Source organism: Rhizocola hellebori (assembly GCF_016862955.1).
GTDB classification, from domain to species: domain Bacteria; phylum Actinomycetota; class Actinomycetes; order Mycobacteriales; family Micromonosporaceae; genus Rhizocola; species Rhizocola hellebori.
The window spans coordinates 169,534-185,459 of sequence record NZ_BONY01000003.1 but is presented as its reverse complement, the minus strand read 5'-3'; the positions used below and the strand labels follow the sequence as shown (position 1 = coordinate 185,459).

At 66.0% G+C, this 15,926-nt stretch carries 13 protein-coding genes and 2 pseudogenes; 9 read left to right on the top strand and 6 right to left on the bottom strand.

What is annotated here, in order from left to right; genetic code table 11:
• Window positions 1–27: 27 nt before the first annotated feature.
• Both Rhe02_RS03825 and Rhe02_RS03820 read left to right on the top strand, forming a co-directional pair.
• Window positions 28–1,317, top strand: coding sequence for a putative acyl-CoA thioester hydrolase (locus Rhe02_RS03825; protein WP_239123314.1), 1,290 nt, complete (start codon window positions 28–30; stop codon window positions 1,315–1,317).
• A 201-nt stretch (window positions 1,318–1,518) separates the two neighbouring features.
• Window positions 1,519–2,190: a hypothetical protein gene (locus tag Rhe02_RS03820; protein WP_203906633.1), complete on the top strand. Its 672-nt coding sequence runs from the start codon at window positions 1,519–1,521 to the stop codon at window positions 2,188–2,190.
• Window positions 2,191–2,221: 31 nt separating this feature from the next.
• Here the strand turns inward: Rhe02_RS03820 and Rhe02_RS49610 are convergent.
• From Rhe02_RS49610 to Rhe02_RS03810, 3 genes and pseudogenes are all read right to left on the bottom strand, one after another.
• A pseudogene (locus Rhe02_RS49610) lies at window positions 2,222–2,368 on the bottom strand (ATP-binding protein); the annotation flags it as partial.
• Between the two features lie 101 nt (window positions 2,369–2,469).
• Window positions 2,470–2,745, bottom strand: a pseudogene (locus Rhe02_RS49605) (two-component sensor histidine kinase); the annotation flags it as partial.
• 281 nt (window positions 2,746–3,026) lie between these two features.
• Window positions 3,027–3,563, bottom strand: a complete 537-nt coding sequence (locus Rhe02_RS03810) for a suppressor of fused domain protein (RefSeq protein ID WP_203906632.1) — start codon at window positions 3,561–3,563, stop codon at window positions 3,027–3,029.
• A 120-nt stretch (window positions 3,564–3,683) separates the two neighbouring features.
• On the opposite strand from Rhe02_RS03810, the gene Rhe02_RS03805 reads away from it, so the two are divergent.
• From Rhe02_RS03805 to Rhe02_RS03795, 3 genes are all read left to right on the top strand, one after another.
• Window positions 3,684–4,745 (top strand): Kelch repeat-containing protein, encoded by a 1,062-nt coding sequence (locus tag Rhe02_RS03805; RefSeq protein WP_203906631.1) that lies wholly within the window; start codon window positions 3,684–3,686, stop codon window positions 4,743–4,745.
• 69 nt (window positions 4,746–4,814) lie between these two features.
• Window positions 4,815–5,399 carry a GNAT family N-acetyltransferase gene (locus Rhe02_RS03800; protein WP_203906630.1) on the top strand — a complete coding sequence of 195 codons (585 nt, stop codon included), beginning with the start codon at window positions 4,815–4,817 and terminating at the stop codon, window positions 5,397–5,399.
• A 37-nt stretch (window positions 5,400–5,436) separates the two neighbouring features.
• Window positions 5,437–6,828 (top strand): SigE family RNA polymerase sigma factor, encoded by a 1,392-nt coding sequence (locus tag Rhe02_RS03795; protein WP_203906629.1) that lies wholly within the window; start codon window positions 5,437–5,439, stop codon window positions 6,826–6,828.
• A gap of 19 nt (window positions 6,829–6,847) precedes the next feature.
• On the opposite strand, the gene Rhe02_RS03790 is transcribed toward Rhe02_RS03795, so the two are convergent.
• On the bottom strand, window positions 6,848–8,185 hold the full coding sequence (locus Rhe02_RS03790) for a hypothetical protein (protein WP_203906628.1): 1,338 nt from the start codon (window positions 8,183–8,185) through the stop codon (window positions 6,848–6,850).
• A 418-nt stretch (window positions 8,186–8,603) separates the two neighbouring features.
• Here Rhe02_RS03790 and Rhe02_RS03785 point away from each other — a divergent pair, with 418 nt between their 5' ends.
• Both Rhe02_RS03785 and Rhe02_RS03780 read left to right on the top strand, forming a co-directional pair.
• Window positions 8,604–10,415 carry an ABC transporter ATP-binding protein gene (locus tag Rhe02_RS03785; protein WP_203906627.1) on the top strand — a complete coding sequence of 604 codons (1,812 nt, stop codon included), beginning with the start codon at window positions 8,604–8,606 and terminating at the stop codon, window positions 10,413–10,415.
• Between the two features lie 36 nt (window positions 10,416–10,451).
• Window positions 10,452–11,312 (top strand): oxidoreductase, encoded by an 861-nt coding sequence (locus Rhe02_RS03780; protein WP_203906626.1) that lies wholly within the window; start codon window positions 10,452–10,454, stop codon window positions 11,310–11,312.
• A 17-nt stretch (window positions 11,313–11,329) separates the two neighbouring features.
• Here the strand turns inward: Rhe02_RS03780 and Rhe02_RS03775 are convergent, their stop codons facing one another.
• A complete protein-coding gene (locus Rhe02_RS03775) occupies window positions 11,330–12,277 on the bottom strand; it encodes a DUF2218 domain-containing protein (RefSeq protein ID WP_203906625.1) in 948 nt (315 codons plus the stop codon).
• Between the two features lie 87 nt (window positions 12,278–12,364).
• Between Rhe02_RS03775 and Rhe02_RS03770 the strand changes: the two genes are divergently transcribed.
• Window positions 12,365–12,910, top strand: a complete 546-nt coding sequence (locus Rhe02_RS03770; RefSeq protein ID WP_239123312.1) for an ArsR family transcriptional regulator — start codon at window positions 12,365–12,367, stop codon at window positions 12,908–12,910.
• A gap of 35 nt (window positions 12,911–12,945) precedes the next feature.
• Entirely contained in the window at window positions 12,946–13,620 is a 675-nt protein-coding gene (locus tag Rhe02_RS03765; RefSeq protein ID WP_203906624.1) for a class I SAM-dependent methyltransferase, read from the top strand.
• On the opposite strand, the gene Rhe02_RS03760 is transcribed toward Rhe02_RS03765, so the two are convergent.
• Entirely contained in the window at window positions 13,569–15,917 is a 2,349-nt protein-coding gene (locus tag Rhe02_RS03760; protein WP_275411062.1) for an ATP-binding protein, read from the bottom strand. The two genes, Rhe02_RS03765 and Rhe02_RS03760, sit on opposite strands and share 52 nt — an antisense overlap.
• Window positions 15,918–15,926: the final 9 nt, after the last annotated feature.

Below are 15,926 nucleotides of genomic sequence, written 5' to 3'. Positions count from 1 at the left end.
GCGCATTCCTGGGGGAGGGTCACCTCGATGAACGTTTTCCGCACCATGCGCACGGTCGTCATCGCCGTGCTCGCCGTCGTTGCGCTCGGGGCAGCACCCGCCCAGGCGCATCAGCCACCATCGCCGCAGGTCCCGCCGGGCACATCGACCCGGCCGGTTCTTTCGCAGGCCGAAGCGAGACCGTTCACGGTGGACAACTACCTCGGATGGTCCGGAACCTATGCCGCACCGGTCAGGGACCGTTGGCGGCCGGCCCCGGCAGTTGCCCACCGCGGGCGGCCCGACTTCGTGGTGGGTCCCTCGATCGGCGCCCATGGCGCGCGTTTCACCAGCGTGCAGGCCGCGGTCAACGCGGCGTTCAGGGCGGGCGGCACCCGCCGCTTGTCGATCGCGGTGCTGCCTGGGACGTACACCGCGACGGTCTTCATTCCCGCGGGCACCCCGCCGTTGACGCTTTACGGCGCCGGGCCTGCGGCCGACGTGCGGCTTGAGTACAGCCTGGACGCGACGGTCACGCCGGCCGCGTGGGCGGCGCAAGTGAACCCGTCGGGTCAATACGTGGCGGGCGACCCGGCCTGGGACATGTTCCAGTCGTGTGCCACCAGGACCAGTGCCACGATCGGACTGTGCGCGACCGTGGTGTGGGCGCAGAGCACCGACCTGCAACTACGTGGGCTGACCATCACCAACACGCTGCTGGACACGGTGGACCGGGGGACGCACCAGGCGCTTGCCCTGCGTACCGACGCCGACCGGACCCAGCTCGACTCCATGCGCCTGATCAGCCGTCAGGACACGTTCATGGCCAACGCCAACGACACGGCGAGCATTGCGCGGGTCCTGGTACGCGGCAGCTTCATCGAAGGCGACACCGACTTCGTGTTCGGCCGGGCCAGCGCGGTGTTCGAGCACACGCGGTTCCATCTGGTGTCCACGCGCAAGGCGTCCGGCGGAGTCATCTTCGCGCCGAATACGGCACCCGCCTACCCTTACGGATTCCTGGTTCTGCACTGCGCGATCACGGCTGACGCCGGCTACCAGGCCGCACCCACAGGCTTCCTGGGCCGCGCCTGGGACCAGGGTGCCGGCGCGACCGGATATCTGCCCGGCATCACCCCCAACGGCCAGCTGGTGATCCGAGACAGCTACGAAGGCCCAGGATTCAACCAGGCGACACCATGGGCGCCCGCGGCGACCACGGCACGACCGTTCACCGCGCCCGTCGCGGAAGGGCGCGACCTCAACAACCCCAATGCCAACCGGCTCTGGGAGTACCGCAACGTCGGCCAGAGCGCCGCACCGCCGGTCCCCGCCTGAGGCCGGTGCGCCGCCCCGGTGGTTCCGGGGCGGCTGTCCAGAATAGACGGTCACTCGCGGAAAGCTCCCGGCCGACTGCGGTCGGGCTCTGGGCTCAGCCGGCCCGTCCAGTACACAGTCCATTGAAATCCAATCCCTGTCCAGTCGCGGCCATCAATATATGGGCATCCCACTTTCTTCTCATGACGTCGGGAGAAAAGCATGTCCAAGCCATTCAGATCGATACTGACGGTCGTCGCGGCTGTCTCGATGGCCCTCACGACCGCGGTCGCCCTACCCGGCACCGCCTCCGCCGCACCCAGCGGCCAGGGCGATCCCGCGATCGCAGCAGCGTTGCTGCGGATCGCCGAAGGAAAGAGCTCCCCGACCGACATCGCTCTTATCGCCAGCAAGCCAGAGATCGCGAAACTGGTCGCTGACCCCAGCAAGACCACCATCGACCGCACTACCAGCCCCGGACTGGACAGCCTCCTGGCCGACCGCAAAGCCGGAGTCACGCCACAGGGTGTCGTGATCAATGGCGAGGAGATCTGCGGCAACTGGATCGAAGTCACGATTACCGTCAGGACGCTGCTCGGCTTCGTCCTCTACAAGTGGATGGCGCACTACGGTTTCTGCATCGACTTCCAGGTTGGCGTCGTCTCGCGCTGGGACGCCTACTATGACCGGCTGTCCGAGGTGGACCCGACCATCGTCGCCACCGCACCGGCCACCACGTGGTCAAGCCCGATGCCGAATTCCCCGGCCGTCCGTGGCTCGCAACGCCACTTGCAGCAATGCGTTCTGACCTACGGTTGCTGGGCCAACCACTACCCGTGGTCCGAGGTTTGGGTCTGGGGCACCGGCAGCTGGGGCTGGCGGTGGGGCGCCTGATCCCCTGACACCCGAAGCGTCAAGCCCCGGCTCAAACGAGCCGGGGCTTCCTGGCGAGCGCGGGTAACGCCACCTCGACGACGAGCCCGCCCCGAGGATGCGGGCGCGCGGTGAGGGTCGCGTCGTGGGCGCGGGCGATGGCGCGCACGATCGACAGCCCGAGGCCGTGGTGCCCGCCGTCGGCCGTGCGGTGTGGCCGCTGGAACGGCTCGAAGAGCCGGTCGACCTGCTGGACAGGGTGAGCAGTGACTCCAACAGGTGCCCACGCTGGTCGCTGATCACCAGGAGCCGCTCGAAGTTCGACCGGAACGACTCGAGGCTGGCGGCCGGGTCGATCAGTGGCTCCTCGAGCAGCGCCCGTTCCACCGTCAGCGGCGTGCGCATCTCGTGGGCGGCATTGGCGACGAACCACTTTTGCGCGTCCAGCGCGGTCTCCAGCCGTCCGAGCAGGTCGTCGACGGTGTCGGCCAGGTCCTTCAGCTCGTTGCGGCGGCCGGGCAGGGCCAGCCGCTCGTGCACGTTGCGATCGGAGATCTGGCGCAGGCGTCCGGTCATCGTCAGCACCGGACGCAGCACGCGGCCGGCGATCAGCCAACCGAGAAACAGCGAGATTACCGCCATGATGGCTAGCGCGATCAGAGGCTGCGCCAGCCGGTCGCTGGAAAAGCCGCCGGCATCGATCAGTGGTTCCAGGGGCGCCTCCTGCGGCCCTGAGCCGCCCACCATGGGCGGGATCGCCGGATTCGGTGGCGGTAGCCAAGGCGATGTGGGCAACGGCGGTATCCACCAGTCGAGGCTCTTGGCCAAGGCCCACCGCCGCGTCTAGCCAAGACAGGCTAGGCACAACATGACACCCGAAACGGATCAGAAGCGCTTAGCCCGGCATCATTGATCTCGCCCAACAGCCACTCGGCTCCATGCGCTTTCTTTAGGTCTAGCTCGCAGGGGTAAATCGGCACCACATGAAGGAACTCGATATGGAGACCCTCGTCTATCCGCAACGGCGCCAGGATCGTCTCCAGCGGCGGAATCGCAAAATAGGTGTTCATCCTGCTCCCTTCCCAGAGCGGATCGGGGAAGGTGACGGTCTCGCCCCTTTCGATCGGCCCAACAGCGACCGCGTAGTGGGCCAGGAGGGCGAGTGAATCCGCGATGGAATCGATCTCGCTGGTGAAGCCGGTGAAGAACTCAGTTCTGTGCGTGTATGAGGCCGGGCGGGCGCTCGCCCCGTTTGTGGCGTAGAGCGTTGCGCCCATGTCGGTTGCCTTTTCGTCCCACTTGTAGATCTCGATCGGGATGCCGGAAATGGTGAACTCGGCTTCGCGAGACGGCGGACCCCACACCCGTTCGTAATACTCATAAACATCTATCACTATTACGCCTTCATTGGAGGTCAGGGCCGTACGCGGCTGCTTATCCTATCGGGCGAGACTGCTGGCACCGCATGAAGATCTGGCCGGAACCTGGGGGCGGAGACGGGGATCTATGCGGGTATGAGGCGTCTGTTGGTAGCTGTGTGCCTGCTTGTTATCAGCGGCGGGTGCACCGGCCCCACGCGTCCGGCTCCGCCCTCGCCGAGCACGGTGTCGGCGCAGCCGTTGCGGCCGCGGGCCGGGCATACCGCGACGCTGCTGGCCGACGGGAGGGTCCTGATCGCGGGCGGATGTGCGGTGGATGGCTGCACCACGTCCGAAGTGGAGCCCAGCAGCGAGTTCTTTGTGCCCGGCCGCGGATTCGTGCCGGGGCCACGGATGCGCCACCCGCGCAGCAGCCACAGCGCCACGCTGCTGGCCGACGGGCGGGTGCTCATCGTGGGCGGGTGGGCCAGGGAAGGCACCGAAGCGCTGGCCGAGGCGGAGATGTTCGACCCGGTCACCGGCACGTTTCAGCCGGCCGGAACCATGCAGGGCGACACTATCCTGCTGCCCGACGGGCGAGTGCTGCTCGCCGGGGAAGCCGAGGTGAAGATCTTCGATCCGGCCAGCGGTGCGCTCACGGCGGGTCCGGCCATGCCGCGGCCGCGCCATGCGGCGTCGATCCTGTTGCCGGACGGCACCATCCTGATCACCGGCGGGCAGGACGGACGCCAGCGCGGGTTGACCTCCACGGTCATCTATGACCCGCGCAACGGTCAGCGGCGGGCCGGCCCGCAGATGGCGACGCCAAGGTTCAAACACGCCATCGCCCTGCTCGATGCAGGGAGGGTCATCGTGCTGGGCGGCACCACCGACGACTCCGAGCTGCTGGCCAGTACCGAGATCCTTGACTTGGCTGCCAACGTTTTCACCCCCGGCCCGGCGATGAGTGTGCCGCGTTACAAGTTCCGGGATGTCATTGTGCGCACGACCGCCGGACGGCTGGTGGTGGCCGGCGGGACCCGGGTTGACATGCTGGCAGCCGACGGCAGGAGCTTCGAGGCGATCACGGAAGTCGCTGCGCGGCGGTGGGTGCCAACGGCCACCGCGCTGCCCGACGGCACGGTCCTGGTGGTGGGTGGCTACGACGAGCGCATCCGTGTGCACGTCGACGCAGTGATCACCCCGGTTCTCCGCTGAGTAAGAAGCGGTTCTGGTGGCCGCCGAAAATGAGTCGCGGACCACAGGGCCGCTCTCTACGCTCCGGCCATGATTTTCGACTATGAGGTCCGGGCCGAAACCGCCCAGGATCATGCCGGGGTACGCGCCACTCATGCCCTTGCCTTCGGTGACCCTGACCGGGTGCCGGGTTTGGTGGACGCACTGCGTGCCGCGCCGGCGGCGCTGGCACCGATCTCGCTGGTCGCGACCGTAGATGACAAGGTCGTTGGGCATGTCATGCTCAGCGCTTGCCGACTGGACGCCGATCTGCGACTGGTCGACGTGTTCAGTTTGTCGCCGATGGGCGTACACCCTGAATATGAAAAACGTGGCATTGCCACACGCCTGATCGCCACCGCGCTGGCCGCAGCCGACGAACAGGGGGTGCCTTTGGTGTTTTTGGAGGGCTCGCCCGTGTTCTATGGCAAGCGCGGGTTCGCGCGGGCATCGGCGCATGGGTTCCGCGCGCCGTCGCTGCGCATCCCGGACCCCGGGTTTCAGGTCGCGATGCTGTCGTCGTATGAGCCCTGGATGACGGGGACTTTCGTCTATTCCGAGGCGTTCTGGGCGCAGGACTGCGTTGGGTTGCGTGATCCGGAGCGGATCGCGCGGGTCAACGCGCAACAGGGGTGACTGCAACCTGGGTGTTGGGTCGCGGGTGTGAGGTGGCATGAGCAAAACTGACGACTTCGACGGTTTCTACACCGCGCACTACGGCGGCACGGTTGCGATGGTCTATGGCTTCACCGCTGACCTGGGTGCCGCCCAGGACATTGCCCAGGAGGCGTTTTGCCGGGCTTGGCAACGGTGGAAGCAGGTTGCAGACTATGACAATCCGGTCGCTTGGGTCCGCCGGGTGGCGACGAATCTGGCGCATTCCCGGTGGCGGCGGATGAAGTATGCGGTTTCGCGGTCGTCGTTCAGGGAGGATTGGGTAGCTCCGCCGGAGCCCGACCACGTGGCGGTAGTGGCCGCTTTGCGCAAGCTGCCGAAGGCGCAGCGCGAGGCGATTGTGTTGCATTATCTGGTGGATATGCCGGTCGACGAGGTGGCCGAGCAGCTGGAAGTGCCGGTCGGCACGGTGAAGTCGTGGCTGCATCGGGGTCGGGGTGCCCTGGCACTCGAGCTTCAGGTTTCGATGGTTACGCCGCCGGTGTCCGATGTGGTCGAACGTTCCAAAAAGCTTCGACGGGCGCAGGCGATTGCCTCGACTGCCATTTGCATGATGCTGTTGCTGGTGGCAGGTTGGTGGGTGATAAACCGTCGCCAGCAGCCCTCGCCGCCTGTGCAACCAAGCCCGACCCCGGCAAGCCCGTCGCCATCGGTGACCCCACTGTCGTGGAACAACCCGCTGATTGACGCGAGCAGCTGGCGTGATTGCCCGCAGCGGCCGGTTCGCTCTGGTGAGTCGAGCTTGTTCGTGGATGGGCGGCGGGTTCAGGGTGATCTCATCGGCGACACCGGCCCGGAGTGGGCGGTGGCCATCAACTGCCGGCTAAAACCGGGGACCGGGACGGACTGGGCACGGCTGGCCATTCTCAGCCCGCAGCCCGACGGCTCGCTCAAGGTGGAGCAGTGGGTCACCGATCCGGGCGGTGGCATCACCGTGCAGTGGATTCGCGACCACACGCTCTACCACGCAAGTCCGGGCAGTATCAACGTCATCTCCTGGCGGGACGGTGACTCGCGCAACGCGGTCGACGAGTATCCGGCCAGGCTTCCGCTCGATCGGACCGCATTGGACGTCGGCCCAACGTGTTCAGCGCCGAGCCCGCTGGAGGTCGAGTTTGGATCGGACGACGAGGACCTTACGCTGCAGTCGTTGCCGGAGAGCTGGGTGCCGGGCAAGTCGCCGGCCGAACCGGACCTGCTCATGATGTTGCGGTGTCGAGGCCGTCGGCTATTGCTGTATACGGTTCGGCACGGCGACGAGTGGGCTGCGGTTCAGGTGTTGCGTGATATGGCGGCTGGCGAACAGGTCACAAGCATCAGCTCGGACGGTGTAAGGATCCAGGTCGCCATCTCGGGCGGCGCGACTATCGACTGGCCGATCAGCAGATAGTCGGATAGGGGCCAGAGGACTAGAGCTGCCAGCCCGTGCGGGGCCAGCGGGCGGCGGCCTTGCGGATTGCCAGGAAGATTCGCCTTCCCACAGGGGCGGCCAGCCAGAGGGCGACGGTGGTGTAGTAGCACAGCAAGACGATTTGTGTGGCGTCGAGATGAGGCTTGGCCAGCATCGGCCACCACAACTGGCTGAACTCCGGGGCGAAGTGGCACAGCTCTTCGATCCCGCCTGGCGCATAGCATTGCGGTGGCCAATATCCAAAATAGACGGTGCTTGCGATGGCGCCCCACACCGAAAGCAGGAGCGCGCCGAGCGTCAGCACATCGGCGAGCGGGCGGCTGTCGGTGTCGTTGAGCCGCACGGCGAGGGCGAGCGAGGCGGGCAGGATCGCGATGACGAAGAAACGCGGACCCCACGACCAGCCTCCGTGCCAGGCCCACCAGCCCGCGTACACGATAATCAAGCCGGCGAGAAACAGTAGCCACAAATGGTAGACGCGGGCGATCTCGGGGCCAGCGGCAGCACGTATCCGATGGCTGGCCGGTAGGGCCAGGCCGGGAAAGAAGTAGAGCAGCCCGCGTCCGAAGGAGAACAGGATCGCCGCTATACCAAGGATGATGGGATAAGAGAAACCGGGCTTGCCGGAGTAGGGCATGATGGTCTGCGCGCCGTGGGCGCCCACATATCCGCCGTGCCGCAGCCCGATCTCCAATGCCACCAACGCGGCCGCGGCCAACGGCACGGCCAGTATCCGCAACCGGCGTCGCCGGACCACCTCGACGAAGGCGATCAGTGCGACACCGATCAGGCTGGCGGGGGTGTTGACGGCGCCGAGCACCACCGCCACCCAGCCCGCGATGGCCACACGGCGCGGGCCGGTGAGGGCGGCCAGCAATCCCACACCGACACCGACCAGGGTGAAGGCTTCCCCGTAGAAGTCGTTGAGGCTGGGGGCCACGATGCTTGCCGCGACGAGCAGCAACAGGAACCGACGCAGCAGAGCCGCTTCCACGTGCCGCCGCAGCAGGAAGGCGATGGCGGCGAGACCGAGGCAGAACAGGGCGATGTTGTAGTAGCGCAGCCACATCGCGGCATGGCCGAAGGCGTGGCCGATGAGCCACATCGGTGTGGAGAAGCTCGGCCCCACCAGGGAGTAGTCACCGTCGGGCAGGGTGCCGGTGAGCAGCAGTTGAGTTAGCTGTAGGTAGCGGTAGTATCCGTCGGCGTTCAATCCCTTTGGCTGTACGAGAATGAGGTTGAGCAGCCCCAAAACGATCAGTGTCCACTCAACCTGCGGGCGGATACGCAGCAGCCCGGTGGGGGCCTTCGCCCGCACGGGCTCGACAGTGATCACGCGTGGGCCCTCAGATCCAGGCCCAGCGCGCTGAGCGGTGACTCGCCCGAGCCCACCAGGCCTATCGCCGTGACCGGCTCGCCTTGGGCCATCTCGAGACTCATCGCGTCCAGAGCGCACCGTGCCTCCCCCGAAGCGTAAAAATGGCTAACCTCGGTAATACGCAGCGCAGCGCTCGATGGTTGCATCTTGGCGCGCTTGTTTCATCTCCGTTGACAGGACCTGTCAGTGGGAGCGGCTCAAGCTGCGGGGGCAGAGTTGATCGCCGCGGCGGCAAAACTCGGATGCGAAGTGTTCTTGGGTGTGGCTAGGCTCGCATCTTGATTTTGTGAACGCCAACGCTAGGAGAGACCGATGAGGACATTCGGCAGCCTTCCGCTTCCTCTTCCGACCTCTCTTCTCTGCCTGGAGTCCGTTCGTGTTTCGCCTGTTCGAGAATGCCGTCAACCCCTTCGCCAGCGATGATCCGACCACGCCGCCACGGCGAGTCCTGCCGTATCTGATCGCGGAGTTCCGGCCGCTACGCAAAGTCATCGCCATCAGCCTGCTCACCACCGTCATCGCTGCCTGCCTCGAGGTCTGGCTCATCGGCTACGCCGGTCGCCTGGTCGATGCCCTCGCCGAGGCCGACCCGGCGACGTTGTGGCAGACCCACGGCGTTGAGTTCATCGCCGTCGGGACGCTGATTCTTCTCGTCAGACCGTTCTTGCATCTGCTCAACGAAGGTTTGGACGACCTCGCTTTCCGGCCCAACGCGCGCACGCTCGCGCATTGGCGGGCGCACCGGCGGGTGTCACGCCAGCCGGTCGGCTGGTTCCGCAATGACCTTGCCGGCCGCATAGCCACCTGGGTCCGGGAGGGCTCTGCTGCCGCGGTCACGTCGACCTACGTCGTCATACACACCCTTGCCTTTGTCCTGACCTACATCGTCGGGTCGGTCTGGCTGATGGGCTCCATCGACCCGCGACTGGTGCTGCCATTGGGAGTCTGGATCCTGCTCTATGCCGGGCTGATGACCTATGTGATACCGCGCTATCGCCTCGCGTCTGAGCGCCACCAGGACGCAGACTCTGCGGTCACCGGACTGCTTGTCGACTCGTACGCCAACGTCGATACCCTTGCGCTGCTCGGCGTCTCGGAAGACGCGGACCGGGCCGTATTTGCCGCTGCACGCCAAGCACGGCTGCGGGTGGAGCGGCTCGAAGTCACGATGAACGTCGGAATGATGAGCCTCAGTGGGGTACTGATGGTCGGGCTCATCGGATACGGCATCGTGCTCTGGCAAGCTTCGGCCGCACCCATCGGGCTGGTCGCAGCCGCGCTGGCGCTCGCCTTTCGTATCACGTCGATGGCCGAGTGGCTGCTCGACGGTGTTTCGTCCCTCTTCGGGTCGGTGGGCACCTTACGGCGCGCGCTGCACACGATCGCTCAGCCACCGGCCGTCGCCGACCGGTCTGACGCGACGACCCTCGCCATGCGGGGCGGCGCCATCCGTATCACGGATGTCAGCCACCATTACGGCAAGGACCGCGGCGGCCTAGATCGCCTTAGTCTCGAGATCGCGGCGGGCGAGAAAGTCGGGCTGGTCGGGCGCTCGGGTGCAGGCAAGTCAACATTGGTCAATCTGATTCTGAGGTTCTTCGACCCGGAAACCGGCACCGTCGAGGTCGATGACCAGAACATCGCGACAGTGACCCAGCACAGCCTGCGACGGCAGATCGCCATGGTGACCCAGGAGGCGGCGCTGTTACACCGATCCGTCCGCGACAACATCGGCCCGGCAACAGCCGACGAGGGTGCCATAACCGTGGCGGCGCAACAGGCCGCGGCGCACGATTTCATCACCGCACTGGCCGATCAGGACGGTCGTACCGGCTACCACGCCCACGTCGGCGAACGAGGCATCAAGCTCTCCGGCGGTCAGCGTCAGCGCATCGCCCTCGCTCGTGCCATCCACAAGGATGCGCCGATCCTCATCCTCGACGAGGCGACCTCGGCGCTGGACTCCGAGGTTGAAGCGGTTATTCAGGAAACCATGGACAAAGTCATGGCCGGCCGCACGGTGATTGCCATCGCGCACAGGCTGTCCACGATCGCGCGGATGGACCGGATAGTCGTGCTCGATCGGGGACGGGTAGTCGAGGACGGCACACACGCCGAGCTGCTCGCCCGCAACGGTCTTTACGCCGCCCTGTGGGCAAGGCAGTCCGGCGGTTTCCTCGGCCAGTAGTGTTCGCCCCGACGACGGTGTGTACGCTCAACGATCATGGCGAATGTGCAGTGGTCCCTCGGCGGAGACCTCAACGTCAACCGGGTCGGCTACGGAACGATGAAGCTCACCGGCTGGCCGAGGGGCGAGCGGCCCGACCGGGACACCGCCCTGGCGATCCTGCGCCGAGCCGTGGAGCTTGGTGTCAACCATCTCGATACGTCGAACTACTACGCGCGGGACGGCGTGGCTGCGAACGAGCTGATCCGCACCGCTCTGCATCCGTACCCAGATAATCTGGTGATTGTGACCAAGGTCGGGGCGCTGGTCGAAGGTCACGACATCGGCCTGCCCGCCGCGGAGCATCGTGGTCTGACCCCCGATGGTCTGCGCCGCGGCGTCGAGGCGAACCTGCGTTCCCTTGGCGTGGACCGGCTCGACGTGGTGAACCTGCGCCTGGGCGACCGTGGGCATACCGACGCGCCGCTGGAAGCCGCGTTGGAAACCCTGATGTCCCTGCGTGCGGAAGGCCTCGTCCGGCACCTGGGCATCTCCAATGTCAGCCAGTCCCAGGTCGCCCGGGCGAGAGCCGTTGCCGACATCGTGTGTGTGCAGAACCTTTACAACATCTCGGCACGCGACGACGATCCGCTCGTCGACATCTGCGCTCAAGCCGGCATCGCCTACGTGCCGTTCTTCCCTGTCGGCGGGTTCCAGCCGCTCACCGCAGAGCACCTGACCACGGTGGCGGGCCGGCTTGGCGCCACGGTGCCCCAGGTGGCGCTGGCCTGGCTGCTGGCCCGATCATCCAACATCGTGCTCATCCCCGGGACGAGTTCCCTGGCGCATCTGGAGGAGAACATCGCCGCCGGCCAGCTGCGGCTGACCGACGACGACCTTGTCCAGCTAAATGCCTGAGCCCAATCGCTGACCCGTCAACGTTTACGGGCGACCGTGACGCCGTCGCGAATCGGCAGCATCACCGAATCGACGCGGTCGTCGCCGGCGATGAGATCGTTGAGCCCGCGCATCGCGACGTGATGGTCTTCCTGATAGGCCGGATCGAGAACGCGGCCGCCGAGAAACACGTTGTCCAGCACGACGACTCCGCCAGGGCGCAGCCGCTGCACAATTTCCTCGTAGTAAGCGGGATAGCTCACCTTGTCGGCGTCGATGAAGGCGATATCGATTGCCGGATCGGCAGGAAGCGCACGCAGCGCTTCGATAGCCGGGCCTAGCTTCAGCTGGATCCGGTCAGCGACGCCCGCCCGTTCCCAGTAGTGCTGGGCGATGGTGGTCCACTCGTCGCTGACGTCGAGGGCGAGAAGGTGGCCGTCGGCGGGCAGCCCCCGTGCGATACAGATGGAGGAGTAGCCGGTGAACACGCCGACCTCGACGGCGTTACGGGCGCCGACCATCTTGACGAGCATCGTCAGGAAGGTGCCCTCGTCGTGGCTGATCTGCATCCCGGCTGCGCCGCCGGTGGCTTCGATGGTCTTTACGACCAGCTCCTGAAGGACTTCATCGGCTGGTGTGCAATGCGCGAGCAGGTATTCGCCGAGAACCGGATCCAATATCTGGATGTCTTGCCCCGCAACCGGAGCCGACCAGTCAACGCTGAGCTCCTCCTGGGTGGCGAACCGCACCAGGTGCCGGGCGACGACATCCTGAACACGGGCAACGGTGTCGAGATCCTGTGCCGCGACGATCAGGTCAAGGTGGTCGCCGCGCGGCGAAAGGACGCAGGTCCCACCGCCGATGGTGATGGATCCCCGGCCGTCGCCGGTGACTTCGGCACTGGCCTTGTGGCCGAGGTGCGAGACGAGCTGCTTGATGTAGCGGCCGGGACGGGGCGTGGCGACGGTGGCCGTCGAGACTGGCATTGAGTTTCCTTCAGCTCAGGCGTCTAAAATCTTCAACGCTTCGGATTCTGTACGCATAGGACGGCGATTGTCAAAGCGTCGAGGTTCATGGACACTTGGCGGATGGAAGACGGCGCTGTCCCGGAAAAGCTCGCCTTGAACTCACCTGCCCAGTTCAAGGCGCTCGGACATCCGATGCGCCATCGCATGGTCAATGTTCTGCGGCAGCGCCCTGCGACCTTGAGTCAACTAGCGACCGCGCTTGGCATGACCAAGGGCACGGTCAGCTATCACCTTCGCGTGCTTCGGGAGGCCGGATTTGTGCGCCTGGCCGACACCAGGCAGGTGCGCGGCGGCACCGAGCAGCACTTCGCCTTGGTCAGCCGCGGCTTCAAGCTGGATGACGAGATTGGTCCCAAGTTCCTCCTCAACGCCGCCATGGCCGAGATGCTGCCTGCTCGCCCCGGCCAGGCCGACGACACGATATTGCGCCATCTCTGGCTTACCCCAGACGAGGCCCACGCGCTGGCCGCACGGCTACGTAAACAAGCCGCGAAACCGCGCAGCACCGATCCGGGCCGCGAGGCATACGGACTGCTGATCAGCTTGTACCGCGCCGACATCCCGAAACTGCCGCCCGACGAGACGGGCTAGCGGCCAGAGAGGGGCCAGGAACTACTGTGGCGGGCATGATCGAAGATGATGTCCTCAGTGCCACTCGCGAGGCGTATGACGGTGCTGCCGTTGAATATGCGCAGCTGTTTCGCCACACGTTGCATGACAGTCCTTTGGACCGCGCGATTTTGGGCGCCTTCGCCGAGGTCGTCATCGCCAGCGGCGGTGGCCAGGTAGCGGACTTGGGGTGTGGGCCTGGCCATATCACCGCTTATCTGGGCGGTTTAGGGCTGGAGGTGTGTGGCGTTGATGTCTCGCCGGCAATGATTGAGCTGGCTCGGGAAGCCCATCCGGGCCTGCTGTTCGACATTGGCGCAATGGCCACATTGGACATCGACGATGGCATGCTGGGCGGCGTGCTGTCACGGTGGTCCATCATTCACACTCCGCCGCAAGACGTTCCGGACGTTCTGGCAGAGTTTTATCGGGTACTGAAGCCTGGTGGCCATCTTCTGATTGGTTTTTCGGCAAGCGATGATTCGTCCCACCTGACGCAGGTCTTCGACCACACGGTAACGCCGGCCTACCGATGGTGGCCCGATCACCTCGCCGCGATGCTGCGCGAGATCGGGTTGACCGAGGTGGCTCGGATGGTTCGCGAGCCCGAGCCCACGGACCGGCGGCAGTTCCAGTCGGTTCAGATGCTCGCGCGCAAGACCTTTGCCCGCACCGCTTCAGCGTCCTCGTGACCCAGCTGTTCGAAGATGGCGAGCGCCTGGCGCCAGATGTCATGCGCGGCTTCAGAATCACCTACCTCGGCCCGGGAGTCGCCGAGATGGTGGAGTGTGTCGGCTTGCTGGTAGCGCAAACCGAGGTCCCGCATCAGGGTCAGGGCGTGGTGATAGCACACCGCAGCTTGTTCGTGATTGCCGAGCTTTGCATGTGCCTGACCGAGGCTGTCCCGGGTGGCCGCCTCGCCAGACCTGTCGCCGATCTGGCAATGCAGGGCGAGTGCTTGTTCGCAGTAGGTGAGCGCCATCCGGTGGTCGCCGAGCTGAGCCTGCAACCAGCCGATGTTGTTCAACGCCCTGGCTTGTCCCGACAGGTGGTCGATCTGCCGGTGTAGGTGGAGAGCCCGTTCGGTGTGGCTGAGGGCTTCCTGCCACTGTCCTACCCGGACATGGAGCTGGGCGACGACGTGATGGGTGTGTGCCTGGCCAAGGTGATCGCCAAGTGCCTCGTAGCCGGCCAGCGCGCACCGATGATGGTCGTGAGCCTCGTCGTCGCGTCCAAGCCGGGCGAACGCGACCGCGAGGCTGCGGTGCGCGTCGGCTTGTCTGCCGAGCTCGCCGAGGCGGGAGGCCGCGGCCAGGGCGGCCTGCTGGACGGCGACCCAGTCGTGCCAATGCCCGCTTCGGTCGAGGAACGTCACCAGAGTCCAGGCCAGTTGCCAGGTATGGGTGTCTTCCCCGGCGTCGGCGGCGTGACAGACGGCCGCGAGCAGGGTCGGTCGTTCGGCGGCGAACCATTCCATCGCCTCATCGCGCCCGGTCATTGTCTCCGGGGTGACTCCGGACCCGTGCGGCGTTGGGGTGATCGGATCGCGTTGCGGATCCACCAGGAGTGCGGCGTGGACTCCGCTGTGCAGGTAATGGTCGAACAGCCGGCCTATGGCGGCACTGCGCGTCTCCGGGTTGTCACCTGCGTGACCCAGCTCGGAGGCATAGGAGCGCAGCAGATCATGGAGGGTATAGCGGCTCGGTGTGTGTTCGGTGACCAGGCAGGCATGGGCCAGCTCGGCCAGCAGCAAGCTCACCTGTTCGACACCGACGCCGGTCAGGCTGGCCGCGGCCGGAGCGGACAGGTCCGGTCCACGATGGGAGCCCAGCAGCCGGAACAGCTTTGCGGCCGGGTCGCTTAGCCGTTGGTACGACCACGAGAACACCGTGCGCACATCGGTCACCGCATCCTCGACCGCGAAGGCGTCCAGAGTGCCAGTGGTTTGGCGCAGCTGGGCCGCCAGTGCCGCCAACGTGAAGCCGGGGTGCATGGCGGCACGGGCCGCGACAATGGTCAAGGCCAGAGGCAGCCGAGCACACCGGATGATGATCTCGTCGGTCGCTTCCGGCTCGGCGGCCACCCGCTGCTTTCCCAGGCGATGGACGAGCAGCTCCTCCGCCTCTGCGGGGGTCAGCAGGTCCAGGTTCAACGGATGTGCGCCCTCACTGGCGATCAGGCCAGTCAGCTGGTTGCGGCTGGTGACGACGACCAGACAGCCCGCCGATGCGGGAAGCAGCGGCCGCACCTGGGCTGCGTCGCTGGCGTTGTCCAACAGGATCAGCATCCGGCGGCCGGCCAGCACGCTACGGTACAAAGCGGACTGCTGTGGTAGATCGGCCGGGACGCTTTTGGCCGGCACGTCCAGCACGTCGAGGAAACCCCTAACGGCTTCGCCGGGCGTCATCGGTGCACCGTCCGGGTCGAACCCTCGCAGGTTGACGTAGAGCTGTCCGTCCGGGAAGTCTCGGCGGACCCGGTGCGACCAATGGAGAGCCAACGCGGTCTTGCCGACACCCGCGGCGCCGCAAACGGCAGAGATGACCACAGTGGCCCCCCGGTCACGGCTGCGTGTCAGCAGGGCGTCGAGCTGATCGATCTCCTGGCACCGGCCGGCGAAGCCGTCAACGTCGCGCGGCAGCTGCGCCGGGCCGGGGCCGACAACCGCCTTCCCCTCAGAACGCGCTGCGGCATAGAACCGCTCTCGTTCGTCGCCCTGCAGGGCGAACGCGTCTGCGAGCAGGCGCAGGGTGGCCTGGCGTGGTGCCGTGATCCTGCCCGCCTCCAGGTCGCGCAGATGGCGAGCGCTCAGGCCGGTGCCGGTAGCCAACTCGTCCTGGGTGAGGCCGAGCCGAAGGCGATGCATGCGTATGACGTTGGCTAACAAGCAGCCCTCCTTTCGCCATGGCTCGGGTCTCCGATGACGAATGCTACGGCCATAGTCGCCGCCAAATCTCCGGTGAATCTCCTGGAAAGCGCCCGACGCCACGAGAAGGCT